The organism is Bradyrhizobium xenonodulans, assembly GCF_027594865.1.
GTDB classification, from domain to species: Bacteria; Pseudomonadota; Alphaproteobacteria; order Rhizobiales; family Xanthobacteraceae; genus Bradyrhizobium; species Bradyrhizobium xenonodulans.
In genome coordinates this window covers 757,551-782,930 of sequence record NZ_CP089391.1, presented here as the reverse complement: position 1 = coordinate 782,930, position 25,380 = coordinate 757,551, and the positions used below count along the sequence as shown (strand labels likewise).

Below are 25,380 nucleotides of genomic sequence, written 5' to 3'. Positions count from 1 at the left end.
AGGGAGAGCAGCAGCGATGAACCGTGACGAATTTCTCGCCCTCGCGCTGAAGAATCCGGTCAACACCGCGATCATCGACGAGCTCGCCGCGCTCGCGCTGCCCGATGCGTGGCTGGTGTCAGGATGCCTGGTGCAGACGGCGTGGAACGGGCTCACGGGCCGCGCGCTCGATCACGGCATCGCCGATTACGACGTGTTCTACTTCGATCCTGACACGTCATGGGAGGCGGAGGATGCGGTGATCCGCACGCTGCATGCGCGGCTCGGGCATCTCGGCGTCAAGATCGAGCCCCGCAATCAGGCGCGCGTGCATCTGTGGTATCCCGGCAAGCACGGCCTGCCCTATCCGCCCCTGACCTGCTCGACCGACGGCATCGACCGCTTCCTCACCCGGAACACGCAAATCGGGGTGAGGCGCGCAGGCGACGGTCATGACGTCTACGCGCCGCACGGTTTCGATGACATCCAGGCATTGATCGCACGGCCCAATCCGGGGGCGAATTTTTCAGCGGCGAGTTACAAAGCGAAGGCCGCGCGGTGGAAGGCGTTGTGGCCGGAGCTCACCGTGATCGCCGCCGAGTGATCACGCCGCCTTCGCCTGCACGTTGTCGCAGAACTCCGCGAGCCGGTCGGCAAGCCGCAGCGTCGCGGGGCTCGCCGCCGGCGAGGCCATCAGCGCCACTTCGGTGCGGTTGATCGGCGCAAAACCGTCCTTGGCCGTCAGCACGCGGTGATCGGACTGGATCGACATCTCCGACAGGATGCTCAAGCCCATGCCGGCGGCGACCGCGGCCTGGATACCGGCGAGACTCGATGACGAGTAGGACATGTGCCAGGCACGGCCCGCGCTCTCCAGCGCGTGGATGGCGCCGGCGCGATAGAGGCAGCCGGTCGGAAAGCCGATCAGCGGCACCGAGGACGCATTGACGTCGATCGGATGGCTCTTGCTGGTGACCCAATGCACCCGCTCCGGCCACACCGCGATGGCGCCTTTCGCGCCGGCCTCGCGCTTGAACAAGGCGAGGTCGAGCTCGCCGCGATCGAGGTCGCGCGCGAGATTCTTGCTCTGGTCGGCGCGCACATCCAGCCGCAGGCCGGGATGCGAGCGCGAGAAAGTGCCCAGCAATTTTGTCAGCCGGTAAGCCGCAAAATCCTCGGGGATGCCGAGCCGGATTGCGCCTTCGCCGTCCGGCTGGCTGAGCACGTCGCGCGCTTCCTCGGCGAGCGTGAGCAGCCGGCGCGCATAGGACAGCAGTCGCTCGCCGGCCTCGGTGGGGCGCACCTCCTTGCCGTCGCGGTGCAGAAGCACCTGGCCGACGTCCTCCTCGAGCCGCTTGATCTGCTGGCTGACGGTCGACTGGGTGCGGTGAACGCGCTCGCCGGCGCGGGTGAAGCCGCCGGCCTCGACCACCGAGACGAAGCTGCGCAGGAGCTCCAGATCGAGCATGGCCGCCTCCATTCGAAAATCCACTGATCAGAAGTTAATCATTTAATTTCCAAATGACAAGGCGGCTTCCTAGATCGAGGGCCAGAAGAAAATCATCCGAGAATGTAGCCATGTCCCTCGCCCCCTCGATCTCCGTCCCCCGCAGCCGCTTCAACACGCTGCCATTTGCCATCGGGCTGTTCTGCCTGCTCTGGAGCTACGCCTTCGTCGCCGGCAAGATCGGCGTCACCCATTGTCCGCCGCTGATCCTGCTCGCCGCGCGCTTCTCGCTCGCCGGCATTCTGATCCTCGGGGCCACGATGGTCCGCGGCGACTGGTCCTTGTCGTGGCGCGATGCCGCCATCTTCGCCGTGCTCGGGATTGCCAACAACGCGCTCTATCTCGGGCTCGGCTACACCGGCCTGCAATCGGTGTCCGCCGGCCTCGGCGGCCTGATCGTCTCGGCCAATCCGGTGTTCACCGCCGCGCTCGCCGCACTGCTGCTCGGCGAAGGCATGACCTGGCGCAAGGCGAGCGGGCTGTTGCTCGGCATCATCGGCGTCACCCTGATCGTCTGGCACCGCCTGTCGGTCGGCACCGACTCGCTGCACGGCATCGTGTTCACGCTGGCCTCGCTCGCCTCCATCGTCGCCGGCACCATTCTGTTCAAGCTGCTGGCGCCGAAGGGGTCCTTGTGGATCGGCAACGGCGTGCAGAATCTCGCTGCCGGCCTCGTGCTGACGCCGATCGCGCTCACCTTCGCGGACGTTCACGCGATTGATTTCACCCCGGGCCTGATCGGCGCTTTCGCATTCCTGGTGCTCGGCGGCTCGATCCTCGCCTACTGGCTCTGGTTTCATCTCCTGAAAGTGTGTGGCGCGACCGCTGCCAGCGCCTATCATTTCCTGATGCCGCCGCTCGGCATGCTGTTCGCCTTCCTCGTGCTCGGCGAGCATGTCGAGGCCCGCGATCTACTCGGCATCATTCCGGTTGCGCTCGGCATCTATCTGGTGACGCGTCCCGCAAAGCCGGTCGCGTAAGAGGAGTTCATCATGCCTGTTACCATCACCCTGATCGGCGGCCCGACCGCGCTGATCGAGATCGACGGCTTCCGCCTGCTCACCGATCCGACCTTCGATGCGCCCGGCGCCTATCAGTTGCCGCATGTGAAGCTGGAGAAGACGATCGGTCCCGCCGTGAGGCCCGATGCGATCGGCCCGGTCGATGCCGTCCTGCTCAGCCACGACCAGCATTCCGACAATCTCGACAATTCCGGCCGCGACTATCTGCTCAAAGCGAAGCGCGCATTGACGACCGAGGCCGGTGCCAAACGTCTCGGCGGCCATGTCGAGGGCCTCGCGCCCTGGGCGACCGCGCATCTGAAAGATCGTGACGGTAATTCGCTGACCATCACGGCAACGCCGGCGCGCCACGGCCCCGCCGGCATCGAGCCGCTGTCGGGCGATGTCATCGGCTTCGTGGTGTCGTCGAGCCGCAAGGACACGACGTCGGTCTACATCAGCGGCGACACCACCTGGTTTGACGGCGTCGCCGAGGTCGCGCGCCGATTCAGATGCGGCGTGGTGATGCCGTTCGCGGGCGCCGCCCAGACGCGCGGGCCGTTCCATCTCACCATGGACACCAACGACACCATCGAGACCGCGCGCGCCTTTCCGGACGCGATGATCGTGCCCGTGCATACCGAAGGCTGGGCGCATTTCCGCCAGAACAGCGAAGATCTGCGCAAGACCTTTGACGTGCTGGGCTTCGGGACAAGGTTGCGATTGCTGGAGCCGGGCGTGCCGACGGTGGTGGAGGCGCCGTGAGCCCCAACTGTCATGCCCCGCGAAGGCGGGGCATCCAGTACGCCGCGGCGGTCGTTGTGAGAGCGAGCTATTCGACGAAGGCCTCTGGAATACTGGATCGCCCGGTCAAGGGCCGGGCGATGACGAGAGGAGAGAGCGGCGCCTCCCTCAATCCTTCCTGAACACGATCGACGCCATCCATCCCGTCATCAGCGCCATCGCGGCCGTGACGAGGCCGTAAATCAGCCCGTGCTGCCGCGCGCTGGTCGCGACGAACTGCTCGAAGCCGACCTTGACGATCTCGAACGCGGTCTCGGTCTTGCCGATGAACGCGCCGTCGGCGAACAGCTTGATTTCCACCTCATAGGTCCCGATCGGCACCTCCTCGGGCAGCGGGATCCCGGTGCGGAACAGCGTCGGGGTCAGGAACGTCACCGCGCTTCCATCCTCGCGATAGAGCCCGCGCTGGGTGCGCAGGCGGATGAAGGCCGAGCGGAAGGCGTCGTTCGGCACCACGTCGGCATAGTCGCCGCTGACCCGCTGGGTCAGCAGCACGTTGTTGAGCCCGATCTGCTGCCGCCGCGCGATCTCGGGCGAGGTGATCACATCGAAGGAGCGGTTGGCGAACAGCGCCAGATAGCTCGGCACATCCAGGAACTGCCGGGAGTCGGTGTTGATCCAGATGCCGAAGGTGCGCTCCTTGCGCCGCGTCACCATGTCGGCGCGCGGGCCCATCACCGTGACCACGAGATCGTAGGCCTTGCGGTCGACGGGCGTGGACGCATCCTTCTCGACCGAGCCGAACAGCACCAGTTCCTCGCCGGAATAGTTCGGCGTCACCGTGACGCGATGGTTGGAGACCGACACGATCAGCCGCTCGGCCTGCGCGGCCGAGCCGAGCCACATCACGAGAAGGATCGCGAGGGCCGCGCGCATCATCCGCTCACTCCCACTTCCCGAATGGTGAAGAGATCCTCGGGCCGGATCACCAGCTCGATCGCGAAGCGGATTCCGACCGACAGGATCAACAGGCCGAGCAGCAGCCGCAACTGCTCGCCGCGGATCTTCTGGCCGGCACGGGCGCCGAACTGCGCACCGGTGACGCCGCCGACCATCAGGATCAGCGCCAGCACGGCGTCGACGAGGTGATTGGTCACCGCGTGCAGCAAGGTCGCAAACAGCATCGTGACCAGCGTCAGGACCATCGAGGTGCCGATCACCGTCGAGGTCGGCACCCGCAGCAGGTAGATCATGATCGGCACCAGGATGAATCCGCCGCCGATGCCCATGATGGCGCCGATGAAGCCGATCACGATGCCGACGATCACCACGGGGATCACCGAGAGATAGATCTTGGAGCGCTTGAACCGCATCTTCAGCGGCAGGCCGTGGATCCAGTTATGCGTGCGGCGCGGCGGCACCGCGCCGCGCCGGGTCCGCATCAGGGCACGCAGGCCTTCGGAGAACATCAGGCTGCCGACCGTAGTGAGCAGCACGACGTAGGACAGCGCGATCATCAGATCGAGCTGGCCGAGGGCGCGGAGCTGCGTGAAAGTCCAGACGCCGAGCGCCGTGCCGGTGACGCCGCCGCATAACAACACGCTCGCCAGCGCCGGATCGATCGCACGCCGCCGCCAATAGGACAGCGCGCCGGAAAAGGAGGAGGCCGCGATGTGGCTTGCAACAGATGCCACGGCAACCGCCGGCGTGATGCCGATGAAGATCAAGAGCGGCGTCATCAGGAATCCGCCGCCGATCCCGAACATGCCGGAGACGAAGCCGACCGCGGCGCCCATGGCGAGCACCAGGAAGACGTTGACCGGCAGATCGGCGACCGGGAGATAGAGCTGCATTGAACCACGCTCGGCGAGACGGATCGTGTGCGCGGAATGCTCGCGGGAAGGACGGAACGATTGCCGCGTCCCTCAATAGCGGAATTCGCTGGCGTGCGGATCAGGAATTTTTGGCGTGGTGAATGGGAGAAGAGGAATCGGATGGCTGCGTCACGGCGCGATCTCGCCACCTTCTCCGCTGTCATGCCCCGGCTTGACCGGGGCATCCAGTACGCCGCAGCGGTTATTGTGAGAGCGAGCTCTTTAACGCCGGCCTCTGGAATACTGGATCGCCCGGTCAAGCCGGGCGACGACAAGAGGAGGGCGCTCGTACTGAAGTGATCAGTGCGCCGCCGAGGCGGACTTTTTGCTCGCAACAGCCTTCGGCGCGGGCTTCGCACTTGCCTGCGGCGCGCTGTCCCAGCCGCCGGCGGGCGCCTGGACATTGACGGCGTCGTCGGGCTGCGGCTCGGCGCTGAAAGTCTGGATCGCGAGCTTGGCTGCGGCGAGCGATTGCGGGTCGAGACGCTTGGCGACGTCGTCGCGCTTGCCGGACGCATCCGCATCGCCCTGCGCGGCGGCGAGGCTGAACCATTTGTAGGACTCGGCGAGGTTCTGCTCCACGCCGATGCCGCGGGCATAGAGGATGCCGAGGTTGAACTGGCTGTCGGCGACACCGCGGTCGGCGGCCTTCCGGAACCACTGCGCCGCGCTCTTGTAATTGGCGCCACGTCCGCCGCCGTCGGCATCGAGCACCGCGAGATTGTGCATCGCCTTGGCGTTGCCGCGCTCGGCGGCCTGCGTGTAGTAGCGGCGGGCGATGTCGGCGTCCTTCTTCACGCCAAGGCCCTTCTCGTAGAGCGTGCCGAGGCGGAAGGTCGCGGGCACCACGCCGGCCTGGGCCGCGCGGTCGTACCATTTGGCGGCTTCGTCGTAATTCGCAGCGACGCCCTTGCCTTCCGCAAAGCGCAGGCCGATCTCGTAGGCCGCGGTCGCATCGCCCTTCATCGCGGCGCCACGCAACGCCGGCCCGCCGATGCCGTCGGGCAGTTTCTCGCTCGGCGGCACCTGGATCATCCCGAGCTTGGTGCGGCCGGTCCCCGACAGCGCACCGGTGACGTCGCTGCTCGCCGCGGGCGGTGGCGCTGCGGGAGCCGGCGGGATTTCGACCGAAGCCGCGCTGCCGGCGTTGCTCGTCGGCGCCGGCGCGGCGTTGTTTTGCGACTGCCGGCCGATCGGCGTCGGCGAGGTCATCGACGGCGTGACCTGCTCGGGCGTGGCGGGCTTGGTCTCGACCGGCGGCGGCGCCTGCGGCGCCGGTGCGGGTGACGAATTCTCCATGGCCTGCGGTGACGGCGGCGGGCTGCCGCCATCGAGCAGGTTCATCGCCATCTTGAAGGTGCCGAGCACGATCACGACCACGCTCGCGCCGACCAGCAGCGAGCGGATCTTCGAGGTGATGGTCGAGCCGCCTTCCTGGCTTGTGCTTTGGCCCTTGTCCTTGACGCGCGCGGCGATCGCGGCCTTGACGCCGCGGGCGGGCTTCTCGGGCGGCTGCGCGGCGGCGGCCTGTGCGGCGCGGCGGGCGGCGGCGATGAAGCTCGACGACGACACCGGCTCCTTCGGCGCGGCCGGGATTTCGCTGATCGCGCTTTCGGACGCGGCGATGCGCTCGGACGGCGTGGCGGCACGGCCGTTCGGACGCGTGCCCGGCTCGAGCGGATGATCCGGCGGCAATCCTGGCGCGATCGCGGCGCGCGCAGGCGCCGTGTGCGGCTCGAGGATCTCGCTGATCGCGCGCGGCGGCAAGGGCGGTGCGGCTTGCTGCGCTGTCGGCACCGGCGGCGGCGCGGCCGGTGCCGCAGCGGCGTGGAATTCGCGCGGCGCGGCGACGAAGGCGCCCTGCGGCGCATGCTGCGCGGCGGCCGGGTTCGGCAGCTCGGGCTTCGGATCGTATTTCGGCTGCTGTGCTTGCGGCCGCGGCTCGCGCGCCATCGGCGCGGGCTCCATGGGCGCAGCCATCGGCATCGCCATGGACGTCGACATGGACGTCGACATGGGCATCGGCTGCGGTGCGGGGGCCGGCGGCGCGGTGCGCACCGCGCGCAGATCGCCCTCGATCATAGAGAGGCGATCGACGACATGGCCGAGCGCGCTGTGAACGGCTTCGAGAGAATCCTGGGTGCTGCGGTTGGTCTCGGCCTGGCTGAAGCGGATGTCGGAGAGCTCGCGCTTGACGAGATCGACCATGCCGGAATCGGCGGGCGGCGCGGAATTACGGCTCTCGGCCAGTGCGGAGTAGGTCGCCTGCTGCCGTTCCAGGTGCCTGAGGATGTCGTGCAGCCCGTCCTCGACGCGGCTGAGATTGCCGTTGCGTGGATCGGAGGCGGTTTCGATCCGCTCCAAGAGATACGAGACCCGCTGTTCGAGATGCGCGAAGGTCGATGCGGAATCGTTGCCGACCTGCATCCGGTCGAAACGGTCCGACAGCGCGCGGATCGCGGCTTCCAATTGTTCGTTGCTCTCGGACGGCTGGGGCCGCTCGCGCGTTTCCAGCGCGGCGGTGAGCGCCGCGATGCGCTGCTCCAGCACGGCAAAGCTGTCGCCGGGGCCGGATGAGCGGGTGATCTGGTCGACCTTGGACGACAGCAACTGGACGTCTTCGGACAGACGCGCCAGCGCTTCGTTGGAAGCGACGTTGGAGACGATGCCGCGCAGCGCCGCGATCGCGCCTTCGAGCTGGCGCACCGTCGAGGGATCGTCGTTGGCGCGCAGGATCAGGTCGAGCTTGGCGCCGAGATTGCGGATCGCCTCGTCATAGCCGGTGAGCTGCTCGGCCGGCGTCAGCGTGCGCAGCACCTGCTTGATGTCGGACAGCGCGTGCTCGATGCCGGACAGCACCTGGCCGTCGGTGCCGGACGAGCGGGTCTCGTCGATGCGACGGTGCAGCGAGCGGATCTCGTTCTCGATCGATTCGATCGCGCGGCGCGGCATCGCCTCGGTGATGGCGTTGCGGATCTCGGCGAGTTCGGAGCGGAACCCGTTGATCGCCTGCTCGGTATTGTCGGGGCGCTGGAGCGACTCGATCTGGCTCGTGATCTTGAGCAGATGACGCTCGAGCGAGGAGAAATCCGGCCCAGCTTGCGGTGGCGGCGGAGCGTAGGCCGGTGCGGGGGGCGCCATCGGAGCCATCGGAGGCGCGAAGGGAGCTGCGGCGGGCGCGATCGAGGGCGCTGCGCGCGGCGGCACCTGCCTGGGTGCAAAGCCGTCGAGCTCGCTCTGCCGCGCCGTGATCTCGGCGACAGCGACGTCGAACGAGGCGGGGCTCAGCGGAGGCGCGTTGCGATAGACCTGCGTAGCCGCGCGCTCGACCGCATCGGCCTGGCGCTGGCGCGTTTCCACGGGTGACGGCGCAGGTGCCGGTGCCGGCCGCGGCGCCTGAGGCTGCTGCTGCTGCGGCTGCGGACGGGAAATTTGCGACAGGCGCGCATCGAGGCGCGAGATGGCGTCGTTGAGCTGGCGGGCAACGCCCTGCTCGCGCGAGGCGTCCTGTCGTGAGGCGTCCTGCCGCGGCGCGGGCTTCGAGATCCGTTCGATCTGCTGGGTGATCGCGTCGAGCCGCTGGTGGATGTCGGCGACTTCGCGACTCTCCTGGCTCGGGACCTGGCTCGGCATGTGTTGCGGACGTTGATCCTGGCGCTGATCGTAAGGTCCGCGAAAGTTCGGCGGGGCAGTCTCGCCGAGCGTGGAGTTCAGCCAATCGTTGAGGGACATGCCGGCTCTGCGCGCAGCAGCTTCGGCCCGCTCCCGGACGGAGGGATCGATGCCGTCAACACTCCACGATACGCGCGAATTCATGACTCTGTCCGGTTCCGACTTCGGCGCCCCACCCGGCACCTCCAGCCTCCCCACGCGTGCCAGTTGCAAACACAACCGGATTTGGCGTGGGTCGTCTGCCTCGAAAACCGACTTTTGTCCGTTACGGTAAATAACGGGTTAAGGAATGCGTTGCCGGTGTCTTAAAGTTGGGCGGCGGGAACCCGGGGAGGCTGGGACCGGACCTGTGTCGCCGTATCCGCTGTCGCCACATACTCGGCTGTCATCGCCCGCGAAGGCGGGCGATCCAGTACGCCGCGGCGGCTCGATTCCAGCCGCGCCGCCTCGGAGTACTGGATGCCCCGCCTTCGCGGGGCATGACACCGGTGAGTGTAGTGGCAGCCTCGCCAGACGTTGAACCCGACAGCCTCAGTCCTTCCCCTCCCGCTTGCCATCCCCCAGCGGCACCACCGTCCCCTTGCCGCTCATCGCCGACAGCGCCTCGAGCGCCTCCTCGCAGAAGTCGGCCACGAGCTGCTCGTGCCGGGCGCCGAGCTGAAGCAGCAGCAGATTGCCGAGGTCGAGCCTGCCCTCCGCCGTTCCCTCCGGGAAGCGCTTCTTCAGGATCCGCTCATAGTTCTCGTGCCGGTCACGATGGTGCTCCAGCCGGGCCATCAGATCGGTCCGCATGGGCTCGAGGTCGATGCTGTCGAGCGCATGCAGCCGCACCAGGAGGTCGTCCTTGATCGAGGGCGGCGTGCTTGGCCGCGCGGCCCAGTGCCGCAGCGCTGTTCGGCCCTCGGGAGTCAGCGTATAGATCAGTTTATTGGGCTTGCCTGTTTGCACGACCTCGCGGCCCTGGATGTAGCCGCGGTCGCGCAGCTTGGAGAGTTCGCGGTAGATCTGCTGGTGGTCGGCCTTCCAGAAGAAGCCGATCGAGGAGTCGAATGTCTTGGCGAGCTCGTAGCCCGTCATCGGACGTTCCGTCAGGCATGCGAGGATTGCGTCGCCCAGTGCCATGACCGGCCTCCATTCTTCGACCCTTCGACCAACCTGCTTGACTTTATGCGCATCGGCGCATATGCGTCAATGTGCATATGAGACGGCTCAAGGTCGGGCCACAAGACCCGATCCGAAAACCCAGCGGAATCAACCTTCTCGCTACTGTGCATGGGGTTGTTTTCGCGTTTTTTTGTCCAGGCCTTTAGGGAGGCACCCCGACAATGACCGGCCTCGACTCCTGGTACGGCTATATGAAGTCTCACGACCGCGCCGCGCTCTGGGACTTGCTGCATCCTGACGCCGTGTTCGAAAGCCCTGTCGTGCATTCGCCGCAGCGCGGACGCGACATCACCTTCAAATATCTCGCGAGCGCCGAGAAGGTGCTCGGCGGTCCCGGCTTCACCTATGTCGGCGAGTGGAAGAGCGAGCGCGGTGCCGTGCTCGAATTCAAGACCATCATCGACGGCATCGAGATCAACGGTGTCGACATCATCAGCTTCGATGCCGAGGGACGCATCACCCATTTCAAGGTGATGGTGCGTCCGCTCAAGGCGATCAACATGCTGCATCGCCTGATGGCGGAGCAGCTTGCCGCCGCCCAATCATAAGCCCAACATCATCCCTTCAAGGCCCTGCCGGGAGACCTCCATGCCGATCTACAAAGCCCCCGTCGAAGACGTGAACTTCCTGCTCAACGACGTCTTCCAGATCGACCGCTACGACAACCTCGCCGGCTTCTCCGATGCGTCGAGCGACGTGCGCGAAGCGATCCTGGGTGAAGCCGCCAAGCTCGCCGAAGAAGTGCTGCAGCCGCTCAACCGCGTCGGCGATCTCGAAGGCTGCAAGCGCGCCGACGACGGCAGCGTCACCACGCCGAAAGGCTTCAAGGACGCCTTCAAGCAGGTCGTCGAAGGCGGCTGGCTTGGTCTGTCGGCGCCGACCGAGTTCGGCGGCCAGGGTCTGCCGGTGACGCTGAGCCAGGCGGTCAACGAATTCCAGATCTCAGCCAACATGGCGTTCTCGATGTATGGCGGCCTCACCATGGGCGCGACCGCGGCGCTGATCGTGCACGGCTCGCCCGAGCAGAAGCAGACCTATGTGCCGAAGATGGTGGCGGGCGAGTGGACCGGCACCATGAACCTGACCGAGCCGCATTGCGGCACCGATCTCGGCATGCTCCGCACCAAGGCGGTGCGCCAGGCCGACGGCAGCTTCAAGATCACCGGCACCAAGATCTTCATCTCGGCCGGTGAGCATGATTTGGCTCCCAACATCATCCACCTCGTGCTCGCCCGCATCGAGGGCGCGCCCGCCGGCATCAAGGGCGTCTCGCTGTTCGTGGTGCCGAAATTCCTGGTCAACGCCGATGGTTCGGTTGGGCAGCGCAACGGCGTCGTCTGCGGCTCGATCGAGCACAAGATGGGCATCCACGGCAACTCCACCTGCGTGATGAACTACGACAACGCCACCGGCTGGCTGATCGGCGAAGAAAACAAGGGCATGCAGGGCATGTTCGTGATGATGAACGAGGCCCGCCTCGGGGTTGCCGTTCAGGGTCTCGCGCAGTCCGAGGTCGCCTATCAGAACGCGGTCGCCTATGCCCGCGAGCGCATCCAGGGCCGCGCGCTGACCGGCGCCAAGGCGCCCGACAAGCACGCCGACCCGATCATCGTGCATCCCGACGTCCGCCGCACGCTGCTTTCGATCCGCGCCTTCAACGAGGCCGCGCGCGCCTTCGTGATGTGGACCGCGCTGAAGAGCGACGTCGCCCACCGCTCGGAGGATCCGAAGGACCGTCAGGCCGCCGACGACCACATGGGCCTGATGACGCCCGTACTGAAGGGCTTCCTCACCGATTACGGCTTCGCCAATGCGGTGCAGGCGCAGCAGATGTATGGCGGCCACGGCTACATCGCCGAGCAGGGCATGGAGCAATTCGTGCGCGATGCGCGTATCGCGATGATCTATGAAGGCGCCAACGGTATCCAGGCGCTCGACCTCGTCGGCCGCAAGCTGCCGCGCGACGGCGGCCGGGCCATCATGGCCTTCTTCGGCGAGGTCATGGCCTTCGCCAAGGAGAACGGTAGCGACGAGGCACTCAAGCCCTTCATCACCCCGCTGTCGGCTTCGCTCGGCCATCTCCAACAGGCCACCACCTGGTTGATGCAGAACGCGATGGCGAAGCCGGACAATGCCGGCGCTGCCGCGACCGACTACCTGCATCTCTTCGGCTTCGTCGCGCTCGGCTACATGTGGGCAAAGATGGCGAAGGTGACGAATGCCAAGATTGCCGAGAGCGGGGCGACGCCCTATCTCTCGACCAAGCTCGTCACCGGCCGCTTCTTCATGGAGCGGATGCTGCCGGAGACCGCCGCCAATCTCGCGCGCATCCAGGCCGGCTGCGCCACCATCATGGAATTGCCGGCGGAAGCCTTCTGAGTCTTTCGCCCCACGAATGATCGCGACCGCGCAGCGGTCGTCACCGAGATAACCGCAATCAGGAGGCTCCCATGGCAGATGCCTATATCTACGACCACGTCCGAACCCCGCGTGGCCGCGGCAAGGCCGACGGCGCGCTGCATGAAGTAACCGCGCTTGCGCTCGCGACCGTGCCGCTCAAGGCCCTGAAGGACCGCAACAACCTTCCCGAGGATTCGGTCGACGACGTAATCCTCGGCGTCGTCGATCCCGTCGGTGAAGCCGGCTCCGACATTGCGCGATTCGCCGCGCTGAAGGCGGGTCTCGGCGAAGCCGTGCCCGGCGTTCAGATCAGCCGCTTCTGCGCCTCCGGCCTCGACGCCGTGAACTTTGCCGCCGCCCAGGTGATGAGCGGCCAGCATGAGCTGGTGATCGGCGGCGGTGCCGAATCCATGAGCCGCGTCGGCATCGGCGCCTCCGGCGGCGCTTGGCCGATGGATCCCTCGATGGCGGTGCCGGCCTATTTCATGCCGCAGGGCGTGTCGGCCGATCTGATCGCGACCAAATACGGCTTCTCGCGCGACGACGTCGACGCCTATGCGGTGCAGAGCCAGCAGCGTGCGGCGAAGTCCTGGGAAGAAGGCCGCTTCGACAAGTCGATCGTCCCGGTGAAGGACATCAACGGCCTCACCATCCTCGCCAAGGACGAGCACATGCGTCCCTCGACGACGATGCAGTCGCTGGCGCAGCTGCAGCCGTCGTTCACGATGATGGCGCAGATGGGCGGCTTCGACGGCGTCGCGGTGCAGTCGCACCCCGAGATCGAGCGCGTCAATTACGTGCACCACGCCGGCAACTCCTCGGGGATCGTCGACGGCGCTGGCGCCGTGCTGCTCGGCAGCAAGGATGCGGGCAGCAAGTACGGCCTGAAGCCGCGCGCGAAAATCCGCGCGTTCGCCAACATCGGCTCCGAGCCGGCGATGATGCTGACCGGTCCGGTCGACGTCACCGAAAAGCTGTTCGCGCGCTCGGGCATGAAGAAGTCGGACATCGACCTGTTCGAGCTCAACGAGGCCTTTGCCTCGGTCGTGCTGCGCTACATCCAGGCCTTCGACATCGACAACGCCAAGATCAACGTCAACGGCGGCGCCATCGCGCTCGGCCATCCCTTGGGGGCCACCGGCGCGATGATTTTGGGCACCGTGCTCGACGAGCTCGAGCGCACCAACAAAGCGACCGCGCTGGTGACGTTGTGCATCGGCGGCGGCATGGGCACCGCGACCATCATCGAGCGCGTCTAAGGGTAGGGAGCAACCAACATGGCTTACAAGAATTTCAAGGTTGAGACCGACGCAGACGGCATCGCGCTCGTCACCTGGGACATCCCGGGCCGTTCGATGAACGTGCTCGACGAGACCTCGACGAGCGAGCTCGACGCGATCGTCAAAGAGACCACGGCCGATGCCGCGGTGAAGGGCGTCGTCATCACCTCCGCCAAGGACGCCTTCTGCGCCGGCGCTGACCTCTCCATGCTCGAAGGCATGAACCAGGCCTACGCAAAGGTCTTCAAGGAGCAGGGCGAGACCGCCGCGAACCAGATGCTGTTCGACCAGAGCCGCCGCTTCTCGCAGGTGCTGCGCTCCATCGAGACCTCAGGCAAGCCGTGGGCGGCCGCGATCAACGGCCTCGCGCTCGGCGGCGGCTTCGAGATCACGCTGTGCTGTCACTATCGCGTCGCGGCGGAAAATCCCAAGACGCGTCTCGGCCTGCCTGAGGTCAAGGTCGGCCTGTTCCCCGGCGCCGGCGGCACGCAGCGCGTGCCGCGCCTGGTGCCGCCGCAGGATGCCATGACGATCCTGCTCAAGGGCGATCCCGTCACGGTCGAGAAGGCCAAGGCGTTGAACCTCATTCACGCCATCGTTCCCGCCGCCGATCTCGTCAAGGCCGCGAAGGACTGGATCAAGGGGGGCGGCAAGGCCGTCGCGCCCTGGGACGAGAAGGGCTTCAAGCTCCCGGGCGGGCCGGTGTTCTCCAAGGCGGGCATGATGATGTTCCCGGCCGGCAACGCGATCTATCGCCGCGAGACCTACGACAATTATCCGGCCGCGCGCGCGATCATGAGCTGCGTCTATGAAGGCCTCCAGCTGCCCATCGACGCAGCGCTCCGCGTCGAGTCGCGCTACTTCACCTCGGTGCTGCGTTCGAAGGAAGCAGCCGCGATGATCCGCAGCCTGTTCCTGTCGATGCAGGAGCTGAACAAGGGCGCGCGCCGTCCGAAGGACGTGCCCGCAACCAAGGTGAAGAAGATCGCCGTGATCGGCGCCGGCTTCATGGGCGCGAGCGTCGGCTACGTCTCGGCCCGCGCTGGCCTCGACGTCGTGCTGATCGACCGCGACCAGGAGAGCGCCGACAAGGGCAAGGCGCACGCGCAGAAGGTGATCGAGGAGCAGATCAAGAAGGGCCGCGCCAAGCCGACGGATGCAGAAGCCCTGCTCGCGCGCATCACGCCGACCGCGGACTATGCCGCGCTGAAGGACGTCGATCTCGTCATCGAGGCCGTGTTCGAGGACCGCAAGGTCAAGGCCGAGACCTTCGCCAAGGCGCAGGAGCACATGAAGCCCGACGTGATCTTCGCGTCGAACACCTCGACGCTGCCGATCACCTCGCTGGCCGAGAGCTTCAAGGACCAGGGCAAGTTCGTCGGCATCCACTTCTTCTCGCCGGTCGAGAAGATGATGCTGGTCGAGATCATCCTCGGCAAGAACACCGGCGACGTCGCGCTCGCGACCGCGCTCGACTACGTCCGGCAGATCGGCAAGACGCCGATCGTCGTCAATGACAGCCGCGGCTTCTTCGCCAACCGCTGCGTCGGCCGCTACGTCGCAGAAGGCAACGAGATGTTCCTCGAGGGCGTGCCGCCGGCGATGATCGAGAACTGCGCCAAGATGGCCGGCATGCCGGTCGGCCCGCTCTCGCTCTCGGACGAAGTCGCGCTCGACCTCGGCCTCAAGATCATGAAGGCGACCGAAGCCGATCTCGGTCCCAACGCCATCAATCCCGATCAGAAGAAGCTGATGGTGGAGCTGGTCGAGAAGCAGGGCCGCCTCGGCCGCAAGAACAGCAAGGGCTTCTACGACTATCCCGAGAAGGGCAAGGGCTCGAAGAGCCTGTGGCCGGGTCTGTCGGCGCTGCAGCCGAAGCAGCTCGACCCCGACACGCTCGACATCGAGGAGCTGAAGCAGCGCTTCCTGGTGGTGCAGGCGGTGGAAGCCGCGCGCACGGTCGAGGACCACGTCATCACCGATCCGCGCGAGGCCGACGTCGGCTCGATTCTCGGCTTCGGCTTCGCGCCGTTCACCGGCGGCACGCTGTCCTACATCGACTTCATGGGCCCGAAGACGTTCGTCGAGCTCTGCCACAAGCTCGAAGCCAAGTACGGCTCGCGCTTTACGCCGCCGAAGCTGCTCGAGGAGATGGCCGCAAAGGGAGAAACCTTCTACGGCCGCTTCGCACCGAAGAAGGCTGCGGCCTGATCGTTTGAGGCCGTTCAAGAACAAAAGGCCGGATCAGCGATCCGGCCTTTTTGTTTTAAGCGACATCATCACGGTTGCGTCAGAATGTTCCTCGAGACTGTGGTAACGGTCACAAAACCCGCGTAGGAACCGTGCCAGAGTTCCAGCGCCGCACACCATTGCCATAGGCGCGTCAAAGCGGCGCCCTTCTTTGGCACTAGTCTTGCTCTGAAAATCGACGAATCAAACAGTTGGACCGCTGCCGAAAGCCGGCAAGTTGAAGACTACGAGGAAAGTGTTCTGCAATGAATTCGCTTGCACTTCGGAAGACCACGCTCGATCGCGAATTGGCCACGAAATTTGTCGCTGCGCCTGCCCTCAGGCGTTTCCTGCCGCAACCAGGTGGTGCGCGTCTGCGGCGAAAGGGGCCCATGTTTTGGGCAGCTCTGGCGCTATTTGTGCTGTCGGCGGATTTTCTGCTCGCTCTGCTCGCTTGGGCCGCCGTCGATATCGTCCTGAACTGAAATTTCGTGCCTGTGCATTAAGTACGTCGCACTTAGATAGGCAAGCTCCGAGGCGACGAGACAGGCCGTAATGACTGTCACGCCTGCGACGATGCCAAATCCGTAGATATGAAGAATGATCGCGGCAAGGACCGCAATCAGCGGCGAGATCAGGACCAAGGCCCAGACCCGGTACGTGAACCCGGTGGCCATTCCCGCCAGCGCGCTTACAAAAATCAGGATCAAGGCAATCGTCAAATTCAACTCCGATAGGAGCATAAATGGCCTGCAACCTGAACTTGACGCCCTTCGGACGCGCTGACAAGACAGAACCACTTACTTAATGCAACCAGCGGTTCACAAGTCTACAGCAGAAATACAATCGCGTCGGGTTCCGGTGGGATATCTTTGGTCTTAGACACCGCCTTGGTGGCCGCATTCCCTGCCTTGAAGATAGAAGGGGACCGGATCACCGGATCGGCCCCCCTTTTATCGTTCCCGCGCCGGCCTCAGGCGGGCTGGATCAACCCTTCCTTCTTAAGCGCCGCCTGGACCTGCGGTCGCGCCGCGACGCGGGTCTTGTAGGCGGTCAGGTTCGGCATGGCCGAGAGGTCGAATTTCATCCGATCGCTCCAAGTCAGCATGGTGAAGAGATAACCGTCGGCCACCGTGAACTGGCTGCCCATGAGGTAGTCGCGGCCGGCGAGCTGGCTGTCGATGTATTTGAGCTTGCCCATGATGCGGTCCTTGAAGAAGGCTTTGGCCTCGTCGTTCAGAGCCGGCGCGAACATCGGGCCAAAACTCTTGTGGACCTCCGAGGTGAGAAAGTTCAGCCATTCGAGCAGCTTGTAGCGCTCGGAGCTGCCGTGGGCCGGCGCCAGCGCCTTGGCGGAAGCCTGATCCGCGATCATCTGGACAATGACCGGGCCTTCGGTCACGATCTCGCCGCTGTCGAGGCCCAGCGCGGGAACCTGACCCTTGGGATTCAGCTTCAGATAATCCTCGCCATTTTCGAGCTTCTTGGCCCGGATATCGACCTTGACCAGCTCATAGGGCAGGCCGGCTTCCAGGAGCGCGATGTGGGGGGACAGAGAGCAGGCGCCAGGCGAGTAATAGAGTTTCATGGAATTTCCTCCTGTTGTTGCTTGGCAGGGGCGAAAGAACGCCTACATGCACTTGCATCCAATAGTCGAGATTGATGCAGGTGCATCGAATGAGGTAAGAGACGGGCGACGAGCTTGAGCGGGACCATGAAGCGCAAACCATCGACCGAGGCGACTTCCGCCTGGATCCGCCTGATGCGGGTACAGAGCCGCGTGCTCGATTGCGTCGAGCAGGACCTGAAGAAGGCGGGGTTCCCGCCGCTCGCATGGTACGATGCGCTGCTCGAATTGTCGCGGGCACCTTCGGGTGAATTGCGGCCGGTGGAACTCGAGCGGCAGATGCTGATCCCGCAATATTCCACCTCGCGCCTGATCGATCGCCTGGTCGACGAGGGTCTCGCCTCCCGGCGCGAATGCAAGATCGACAAGCGCGGCCAGTTCGTGGAGATCACGGAAGCCGGCCGCGAATTGCAGAAGCGGATGTGGGGCGCCTATTCCGCCGCGATCGAGAAATATGTCGGCTCGAAACTGTCCGATGCGGATGCCGTCAAGCTCTGCGGCCTGCTCGATCGCCTCGGCTGCTCGTGCGGCGAGATGAAGCTGCCGCCCGCCGTCCACGCCAACGAAACCACGCCATCGCGATGATCGCGCGGCACACCAGCTCGTCCGTGCACCCGGTGGGTTCGCGGACCATCCCCTCACCCGCGCGCGTTCGGTCGAAGCGCTTTTTGATTAGAGTTTGATATGGCGCGAGACCAGATCGATATGACGCCGCTGCAATCGCGCGACGAGCTCGTCGCGTGGTTCGAGGCCGGCTGCAAGGACCCGTCCGAATTCCGCATGGGCACCGAGCACGAGAAGACGCCGTTCACGCTCGAAGGCCATCGTCCGGTGCCTTACGAGGGTGCGCGCGGCATCGGCGCATTGCTCGAAGGCATGAAGCTCCTGCTCGGCTGGGAGCCAATCATGGAGAAGGGCAACATCATCGGTCTCTACGACGTCACCGGCGGCGGCGCGATCTCGCTCGAGCCCGGCGGACAGTTCGAGCTGTCGGGCGCGCCGGTCGAGAACGTGCACCAGACCCAGAGCGAGTTGATGGCGCATCTGGCGCAGGTGCGCGAGATCGCGACCCCGCTCGGCATCGGCTTCCTTGGCCTCGGCATGACGCCGTCCTGGTCGCGCGCCGACATCCCGGTGATGCCCAAGGGCCGCTACAAGATCATGACCAATTACATGCCGAAGGTCGGCCAATACGGCCTCGACATGATGTACCGGACCTGCACGGTGCAGACCAATCTCGACTTCTCCTCCGAAGCCGACATGGTCAAGAAGCTGCGCGTCTCGCTCGCGCTCCAGCCGGTCGCAACCGCCCTGTTCGCCAACTCGCCCTTCACCGAAGGCAAGCCGAACGGCTTCCTCTCCTTCCGCTCCGAGATCTGGCGCGACACCGACAATGCACGCGCGGGCATGATGCCGTGGGCATTCGAGGACGGCATGGGTTTCGAGCGCTATGTCGATTACGCGCTCGACGTGCCGATGTATTTCGTCAAGCGCGGCGAGGACTACATCGACGTGTCGGGCTCCTCGTTCCGCGCCTTCTTCGATGGCCGCAACAACAATCTGCCCGGTGAACGCCCGACGCTGTCGGACTGGGCCAACCATCTCTCGACGATCTTCCCGGAGGTGCGGCTCAAGCGCTATCTCGAGATGCGCGGCTCCGACGGTGGCCCGTGGGGCCGGTTACCGGCACTGTCGGCGTTCTGGGCCGGGCTGCTCTACGACGATGTGTCGCTCGATGCCGCCTGGGACCTGGTGAAGCACTGGACCGCGCATGAGCGTCAGGCCCTGCGCGACGACGTGCCGCGCTTCGGCTTCAAGGCGCGGATCAAGGACCGCTATCTGTTCGAGATCGCCAAGGAATGCCTCGTTCTGGCACATGCCGGCCTGCGCCGGCGCGGCCAGATCGACCAGCTCGGGCGCGACGAGACGCGGCATCTGGAGCCGCTCGACCGCATCATCGATTCCGGCCGGACCCCTGCCGAGGAGATGCTGGAGAAGTTCAATGGCGCCTGGAACGGCTCGGTGGAACCAGCCTACGCGGAATACGCGTTCTAGTTCGATCGACCGACGACCAGGACTTCAGCCGTTCATCGCCCATACAGGTTTGCGGCGATCAAATGACCGGCTGAAAAAACCTGAGCGCCGTCAATAACTCGAAAGCTGTTCCGATGGGGAAGGGCCGCCTGCCTGGGGCCTTCATGGCATGCGTCGTGGCCTGTGCCGCGTTGCTCTCGCTCGTGTTCGCGAGCGTGCCGATGCGCGCCCAGACGGCGTTCGACCGGCCCGGCGGCGACTATTTCAACTCGCCGGTGACCTCAGGTGACCCCGAGGATTGCGCGCTGCTGTGCGAGCGCGACCGCCGCTGCCGCTCCTGGAGCTTCAACTACCCCGACGTCGAAGGCGGCTCGGCTGTGTGCTGGCTCAAGAACACGGTGCCGGCACGCGTCCCGGGCAGTTGCTGCATCTCCGGCGTACGCGGCGCTGGCGTGATCGAGCCGCGCGTCGAAGGCGTGGAAACGTCGATCGACCGTCCCGGCGGGGATCTGCGCAATTTCGATCTCAAGGACGGCGAAGGCGAGGAAGCCTGCAAGGCTGCCTGCACCGCCGACAACAAGTGCCGCGCCTTCACCTATGCCCGCCCCGGCTACACCGGGCGCGAGGCGCGCTGCTTCCTGAAAAAGGAAATCAAGCCCCCGCGCCGCAAGGCGGGCTTCACGTCCGGCGTGGTCAGATAGCGCGTCGCTTCTTTCACGCGCCGCGAATCCGACGCGCCTCAGCTCGCCGCCGACACCAGCCTGTCCCCACACGCATTCGCATAGAACTTGCCGCCGCACTGGCGCTTGATGGCGGCGCAGCGCGCGGCGGGAGACGCATTTTGCGGAACGCTGAAGCCGCAGCTCAGGCCATCGGCGCCGCGGCCCATCTTGCCAGCAGCAGAGGCGGCGCTTGAGGCGGTGATGCAGACGACGAGCAGGGCTGCCGCAGCGATTTCGATCAGCAGTCTCATGGGCGTTTCCTCCACACTGATGGCTGAATCTGCCTGCAATCTAGCACCAAATCCGCATCTCTCCGTAGGCTTCCGGGTTCCCAAATCGGCCCGTTCCTTGCATAAATTTACGCCAGCGCAGTGCACGGCCGCACCAGCGATGGTTCCGGTGCAGGGGCAAGACGCGTAGGGTGAGTGGTGTTTCTGTCGACCAGGAAGTGACGGCCTTGCAAGATCAATCGTTCCAGCCAAATTTTCCCGCTGCCGCCCAGCCCATCGACGAACTCGCGCTGGCTGAGATCAAGGGCGCGATCCTGGCGAAGCTGCGCCTTGCCATCGGCAAGGATGCGGGCATGGCGACCAGGCACGACTGGTACCAGGCCGCCGCGCTGGCGCTGCGCGACCGCATCGTGCATCGCTGGCTCACGGCCGAGAAGCACAGCTACGACGCGGGCCGCAAGCGCGTCTACTATCTCTCGCTCGAATTTCTGATCGGCCGTCTCTTCACCGACGCGCTCAACAATATGGGCCTGCTGAAGATCTTCGAGGTCGCACTCGGCGATCTCGGCGTGTCGCTGCCCGAGCTGCGCAAATGCGAGCCGGATGCGGCGCTCGGCAATGGCGGCCTCGGGCGGCTTGCCGCCTGCTTCATGGAAAGCATGGCGACGCTGTCGATCCCCGCGATCGGCTACGGCATCCGCTACGATTACGGCCTGTTTCGCCAGATCATCAATCAGGGCTGGCAGCAGGAATATCCGGACGAATGGCTGAGCTTCGGCAACCCCTGGGAATTGCAGCGGCCGGAGGTGATCTACGACATCAATTTCGGCGGCGGCATCGAGCATGTCGACGACAAGGGCCGCGACCGCGCGATCTGGCATCCGGCTGAGACCGTGCAGGCGATCGCCTATGACACGCCGATCGTCGGCTGGCGCGGCCAGCACGTCAACGCGCTCCGCCTGTGGTCGGCGCGCTCGCCCGATCCACTGAAGTTAGATGCCTTCAACAAGGGCGACTATGTCAGCGCCAGCGCCGAGCAGTCGCGCGCCGAAGCGATCTGCAAATTCCTCTATCCGAACGACGAAAGCCCGGCGGGCCGCGAGCTCCGCCTGCGCCAGGAATATTTCTTCGTCTCGGCCTCGCTCCAGGATCTCATCAAGCGGCACCTCGCATCCGACGGCCAGCTCCGCAGCCTGTCGTCCAAGGTCGCGGTGCAGCTCAACGACACCCATCCGAGCCTCGCCGTCACCGAACTGATGCGGATCCTCGTCGACCTGCACAATTTCCGCTGGGACGAGGCCTGGAAGATCACGGTCGCCACCCTCTCCTACACCAACCACACGCTGCTCCCCGAGGCGCTGGAGACCTGGCCGGTCGAGCTGTTCGAGCAGCTCTTGCCGCGGCATCTGGAGATCATCTACCGCATCAACGTCCAGCATCTCGCGCTGGCCGAAGCGCGCGCCCCCGGCGACATCGATTTCCGCGCCTCGGTCTCGCTGATCGACGAGAAGAGCGGCCGCCGCGTGCGCATGGGCCAGCTCGCCTTCGTCGGCTCGCACCGCATCAACGGCGTCTCGGCGATGCATTCGGACCTGATGCGCGAGACCGTGTTCCACGATCTCAACCATCTCTATCCCGGCCGCATCACCAACAAGACCAACGGCATCACCTTCCGTCGCTGGCTGATGCTGGCGAACCCGAAGCTGACAGATCTGTTGCGCGAGACCTGCGGCGACGCGGTGCTCGACGATCCGACCCAGCTCAGCCTGATCGAGGCCCGCGCCAGCGACGTCGAATTCCAGAAGAAATTCCGCGCCGTCAAGCACCACAACAAGACCGCGCTCGCCCGCCTGATCGGCGAACGGCTCGGCATCAAGGTCGATCCGACCGCGCTGTTCGACGTGCAGATCAAGCGCATCCACGAATACAAGCGCCAGCTCCTCAACGTCATCGAGACCGTCGCGCTGTACCAGGCGATCAAGGACGATCCCAACGGCAATTGGGTGCCGCGGGTGAAGATCTTTGCCGGCAAGGCTGCCGCGAGCTACCGCTACGCCAAGCTGATCATCAAGCTGATCAACGACGTCGCGGAGGTCGTCAATAACGATCCTGCCGTCGGCGGCAAGCTGAAAGTCGTGTTCCTGCCCGACTACAATGTCAGCCTCGCGGAAGTGATCATTCCCGCGGCCGACCTCTCCGAGCAGATCTCGACCGCCGGCATGGAAGCCTCCGGCACCGGCAACATGAAGCTGTCGCTGAACGGTGCTCTCACCATCGGCACGCTCGACGGCGCCAACATCGAAATCCGCGACCATGTGGGCGCTGAGAACATCGCGATCTTCGGCATGGAGGCCGGCGACGTGATGATCCGGCGCAAGCAGGGGCTGGACGCCTCCGACGTGATCCGCAATTCGCCGAAGCTCCAGCGCGCCATCAATGCGATCGGCACCGGCGAGTTCTCGCCCGGCGATCCCGGCCGCTTCGAATCCATCGCGCACGCGCTGCGCTATCTCGACCATTACATGGTCAGCGCCGATTTCGATTCCTATTACGAGGCGCAGCGCAGCGTGGATGCGCGCTGGCAGGTGGCGCCGGCTTGGACGCGTGCCTCCATCCTCAACGTCGCGCGCATGGCGTGGTTCTCGTCCGACCGTACCATCCGCGAATATGCCGAGGAGATCTGGAACGTGCCGGTGAATCCGACGACGCCGCTGCTGCCGAATCTGCGCGACGTCGCCGGCTGATTTTCCGCCGCGTGAAATCGTTACCTCGCAGGTAGTTGCACAAGCCGGCGGCGAACGTGGTATGACGTTCGTCATTGAAAAGCCGGATGAGACAATGCACGCCAAGCTCCCGCATCCCTTCGACGACGCCACCCGGGTCACCGCCGGTGACTCCAGCTGGCAGGGGCACACCAGCGACGATTACTGGGCCTTTGTCGGCCCGTTCGGCGGCGCCACCGCCGCGACCATTTTGCGCGCGCTGATCGACCATCCGGAACGTGCAGGCGATCCCTTGGCGCTGACCGTCAATTACTGCGCGCCGATCGCCAAGGGTCCGTTCGATCTCGACGTGCGGCTGGTGAAAGCCAACCGCTCCAGCCAGCATTGGAGCATCGAACTCAGCCAGGGCGGCGGTGAGGTCGCAACGCTCGCCACCGCCGTGTTCGCCGAACGCCGGCCCTCCTGGGAGCACAGGGTGGCGCAATATCCTGATGCTAAGCCGTTCGAAGACACGATGCCGTTCCCGAAGATCGCGGCGTCCTGGGCCAACCAGTATGAATTCCGCTTCGTCGAGGGCGAGATGCGGATCGGCCCGCCGCAGACGGAGCTCGCCAGCACCTATTCGAAGATCTGGATCAGCGACCGCACGCCGCGCCGGCTCGACATGCTGTCGCTGATGTCGATGTCGGACGCCTTCTTCGGCCGCATCTTCCACGCCAGGCGCGAGCTGGTGCCGTTCGGAACGGTGTCGCTGACGACCTATTTCCACACCGACAGCGAGGAGCTGGCGGCCGAGGACATCACGCGCGTGCTCGCGACGGCCGATTCGAAGATCATGCACAAGAGCTACGCCGACCAGAACGCCGAGCTGTGGTCCCCGAACGGGAGGCTGCTCGCGACGACGACGCAGATCGCGTATTTCAAGGCGTGAGCTCTCTCTCCCCCTCGTCCCGTTCTTGCCGGGGTTCCTAACCCGCCATCCGCCGCCTCAGGCTCTGATAAAACGCCGTCTCGAAATTCATGTAACCGATGAACGAAGTCGGATCGCCGAACGGAAGAATCTGCGTGGCCCAGAACCCGCCGAACCCGTTCTGCCGATCGATCCAATAGAACAGATTGGCAAGGCCCGCCCAGCCGAGAGCGCCAGCGGGACGCCCGGTGGGTGCTTCCTGGTCGTTGATCATGAACGAGAGCGCCCAGGACTTTGATTGGCCCGGGAAGAACTCGGCGTCATTGCACAGCGCAGGGATGACGCCGGTGATCGGTGTCACCTTCTTGTCTCCGAGATGATTCTTCTCCGCCATGCGCACGGTCTCCGCCTTCAGCACGCGGCCATGCTCGCCGGCCCCGTCGTTCAACCACATCCGGATGAAACGCATGTAGTCGCCGACCGTGCCGTAAAGGCCGTGGCCGCCCATCTGCACTTCAGGCTTGGCGGGGAGCTCGAAATCCATCGGCGTCAACGAGCCGTCGGCGCCGCGCGCGTGGATCCCCGCCAGTTTGCTGCGCATGGCGTCGGTCAGCTCGAAGGTCATGCTCTTGATTCCGAGCGGCTCGTAGATGCGCGTATTGAAAACCTCGCCAAGCCGGCGCCCGGCGATGGCCTCGACGATTTGGCCGCACCAATCGAGATTGGTGCCGTAATCCCAACGCTCGCCCGGATCGAACAGCAGCGGCGTCATCAGGCAGGCTTTGGACGCGGTGATGACGCTGGGCTGGCCCTTCTCCTCGGCCAGGCGGTTATAGGTGTGGTTGATGAAGTCGTAGCTGAGCCCGGCGGTATGCGTCATCAGCATCCGCGTGGTGATGTCCCGCTTGGGCGCCCGCAGCATCGGCTCACCCGCGGCATCAAAGCCCTCGATGACCTGGAGCTTGCCGATGTCCGGAGCGTAGCGCTTGGCCGGCGTGTCGAGATCGAGCTTGCCCTCTTCGACGAGTTGCAGCACGGCCGTGCCGGTGATCGCCTTGGTCGTGGAGAAGATGGCGAAGATGCTGTCGGTCGTCATGTCGGCTGGCTGGTCGACACGCCTTTTCCCCGCCGCGCCTTCGTAGATGTTGCGATCGCGGTCCGTCACCATCGCGACGACGCCGGGCACACGCGGCGTGGATGTGACGACACCGTCGAGAACGGCGTCTGCGGCGGCACCGAAATTCGTGCTCATGGTAGTCCTCCCGTTTGGATTGGATGAATTCC

21 protein-coding genes are annotated in these 25,380 nt (G+C 65.1%); 12 read left to right on the top strand and 9 right to left on the bottom strand.

All coding sequences use genetic code 11. The annotated features are described in order from the left end of the window. The first annotated feature begins 16 nt into the window (after positions 1 to 16). The gene (locus I3J27_RS03705; RefSeq protein WP_270165365.1) at positions 17 to 583 is read left to right on the top strand and encodes a nucleotidyltransferase family protein; all 567 of its coding nucleotides are present in this window, start codon (positions 17 to 19) and stop codon (positions 581 to 583) included. On the opposite strand, the gene I3J27_RS03700 is transcribed toward I3J27_RS03705, so the two are convergent. Further along, positions 584 to 1,447, bottom strand: coding sequence for a LysR family transcriptional regulator (locus I3J27_RS03700; RefSeq protein WP_270165363.1), 864 nt, complete (start codon positions 1,445 to 1,447; stop codon positions 584 to 586). It lies immediately after the preceding gene. A gap of 110 nt (positions 1,448 to 1,557) precedes the next feature. On the opposite strand from I3J27_RS03700, the gene I3J27_RS03695 reads away from it, so the two are divergent. After that, positions 1,558 to 2,466 carry a DMT family transporter gene (locus tag I3J27_RS03695; RefSeq protein WP_270165361.1) on the top strand — a complete coding sequence of 303 codons (909 nt, stop codon included), beginning with the start codon at positions 1,558 to 1,560 and terminating at the stop codon, positions 2,464 to 2,466. A gap of 12 nt (positions 2,467 to 2,478) precedes the next feature. Further along, positions 2,479 to 3,252, top strand: coding sequence for an MBL fold metallo-hydrolase (locus I3J27_RS03690; protein ID WP_270165359.1), 774 nt, complete (start codon positions 2,479 to 2,481; stop codon positions 3,250 to 3,252). A 147-nt stretch (positions 3,253 to 3,399) separates the two neighbouring features. On the opposite strand, the gene I3J27_RS03685 is transcribed toward I3J27_RS03690, so the two are convergent. From I3J27_RS03685 to I3J27_RS03670, 4 genes are all read right to left on the bottom strand, one after another. Continuing rightward, positions 3,400 to 4,170: a TIGR02186 family protein gene (locus I3J27_RS03685; protein ID WP_270165357.1), complete on the bottom strand. Its 771-nt coding sequence runs from the start codon at positions 4,168 to 4,170 to the stop codon at positions 3,400 to 3,402. Beyond that, a complete protein-coding gene (locus I3J27_RS03680) occupies positions 4,167 to 5,084 on the bottom strand; it encodes a sulfite exporter TauE/SafE family protein (protein WP_270165355.1) in 918 nt (305 codons plus the stop codon). The genes I3J27_RS03685 and I3J27_RS03680 overlap by 4 nt, the downstream gene beginning before the upstream one ends. A gap of 321 nt (positions 5,085 to 5,405) precedes the next feature. Then, entirely contained in the window at positions 5,406 to 8,921 is a 3,516-nt protein-coding gene (locus tag I3J27_RS03675) for a hypothetical protein (protein WP_270165353.1), read from the bottom strand. A 387-nt stretch (positions 8,922 to 9,308) separates the two neighbouring features. Beyond that, the gene (locus tag I3J27_RS03670; protein WP_270165351.1) at positions 9,309 to 9,899 is read right to left on the bottom strand and encodes a PadR family transcriptional regulator; all 591 of its coding nucleotides are present in this window, start codon (positions 9,897 to 9,899) and stop codon (positions 9,309 to 9,311) included. Between the two features lie 203 nt (positions 9,900 to 10,102). Between I3J27_RS03670 and I3J27_RS03665 the strand changes: the two genes are divergently transcribed. From I3J27_RS03665 to I3J27_RS03650, 4 genes are all read left to right on the top strand, one after another. After that, the gene (locus I3J27_RS03665) at positions 10,103 to 10,489 is read left to right on the top strand and encodes a nuclear transport factor 2 family protein (RefSeq protein WP_270165349.1); all 387 of its coding nucleotides are present in this window, start codon (positions 10,103 to 10,105) and stop codon (positions 10,487 to 10,489) included. Between the two features lie 40 nt (positions 10,490 to 10,529). Beyond that, positions 10,530 to 12,320 carry an acyl-CoA dehydrogenase C-terminal domain-containing protein gene (locus I3J27_RS03660; protein WP_270165333.1) on the top strand — a complete coding sequence of 597 codons (1,791 nt, stop codon included), beginning with the start codon at positions 10,530 to 10,532 and terminating at the stop codon, positions 12,318 to 12,320. 71 nt (positions 12,321 to 12,391) lie between these two features. Continuing rightward, positions 12,392 to 13,600 (top strand): acetyl-CoA C-acetyltransferase, encoded by a 1,209-nt coding sequence (locus I3J27_RS03655; RefSeq protein ID WP_270165331.1) that lies wholly within the window; start codon positions 12,392 to 12,394, stop codon positions 13,598 to 13,600. An 18-nt stretch (positions 13,601 to 13,618) separates the two neighbouring features. Beyond that, entirely contained in the window at positions 13,619 to 15,832 is a 2,214-nt protein-coding gene (locus I3J27_RS03650; RefSeq protein ID WP_270165329.1) for an FAD-dependent oxidoreductase, read from the top strand. 431 nt (positions 15,833 to 16,263) lie between these two features. Here the strand turns inward: I3J27_RS03650 and I3J27_RS03645 are convergent, their stop codons facing one another. Then, the gene (locus I3J27_RS03645; RefSeq protein WP_270165321.1) at positions 16,264 to 16,572 is read right to left on the bottom strand and encodes a hypothetical protein; all 309 of its coding nucleotides are present in this window, start codon (positions 16,570 to 16,572) and stop codon (positions 16,264 to 16,266) included. Positions 16,573 to 16,823: 251 nt separating this feature from the next. Beyond that, a complete protein-coding gene (gene gstA, locus I3J27_RS03640; RefSeq protein WP_270165319.1) occupies positions 16,824 to 17,438 on the bottom strand; it encodes a glutathione transferase GstA in 615 nt (204 codons plus the stop codon). A 126-nt stretch (positions 17,439 to 17,564) separates the two neighbouring features. Between gstA and I3J27_RS03635 the strand changes: the two genes are divergently transcribed. The 3 genes from I3J27_RS03635 to I3J27_RS03625 all read left to right on the top strand — a co-directional run bounded on the left by I3J27_RS03635 (position 17,565) and on the right by I3J27_RS03625 (position 20,212). Next, positions 17,565 to 18,062, top strand: a complete 498-nt coding sequence (locus I3J27_RS03635; protein ID WP_270165316.1) for a MarR family winged helix-turn-helix transcriptional regulator — start codon at positions 17,565 to 17,567, stop codon at positions 18,060 to 18,062. Positions 18,063 to 18,161: 99 nt separating this feature from the next. Beyond that, positions 18,162 to 19,532 carry a glutamate--cysteine ligase gene (locus I3J27_RS03630; protein ID WP_270165314.1) on the top strand — a complete coding sequence of 457 codons (1,371 nt, stop codon included), beginning with the start codon at positions 18,162 to 18,164 and terminating at the stop codon, positions 19,530 to 19,532. 113 nt (positions 19,533 to 19,645) lie between these two features. Then, positions 19,646 to 20,212 (top strand): PAN domain-containing protein, encoded by a 567-nt coding sequence (locus I3J27_RS03625; RefSeq protein ID WP_270165312.1) that lies wholly within the window; start codon positions 19,646 to 19,648, stop codon positions 20,210 to 20,212. A 38-nt stretch (positions 20,213 to 20,250) separates the two neighbouring features. On the opposite strand, the gene I3J27_RS03620 is transcribed toward I3J27_RS03625, so the two are convergent. Next, entirely contained in the window at positions 20,251 to 20,484 is a 234-nt protein-coding gene (locus tag I3J27_RS03620; RefSeq protein ID WP_270165310.1) for a hypothetical protein, read from the bottom strand. Between the two features lie 206 nt (positions 20,485 to 20,690). Here I3J27_RS03620 and I3J27_RS03615 point away from each other — a divergent pair, with 206 nt between their 5' ends. Further along, positions 20,691 to 23,207 (top strand): glycogen/starch/alpha-glucan phosphorylase, encoded by a 2,517-nt coding sequence (locus I3J27_RS03615; protein ID WP_270165308.1) that lies wholly within the window; start codon positions 20,691 to 20,693, stop codon positions 23,205 to 23,207. Between the two features lie 94 nt (positions 23,208 to 23,301). Further along, a complete protein-coding gene (locus tag I3J27_RS03610; RefSeq protein ID WP_270165299.1) occupies positions 23,302 to 24,117 on the top strand; it encodes an acyl-CoA thioesterase in 816 nt (271 codons plus the stop codon). A gap of 37 nt (positions 24,118 to 24,154) precedes the next feature. On the opposite strand, the gene acmB is transcribed toward I3J27_RS03610, so the two are convergent. After that, on the bottom strand, positions 24,155 to 25,348 hold the full coding sequence (gene acmB, locus I3J27_RS03605; protein ID WP_270165297.1) for a methyl acetate hydrolase AcmB: 1,194 nt from the start codon (positions 25,346 to 25,348) through the stop codon (positions 24,155 to 24,157). Positions 25,349 to 25,380: the final 32 nt, after the last annotated feature.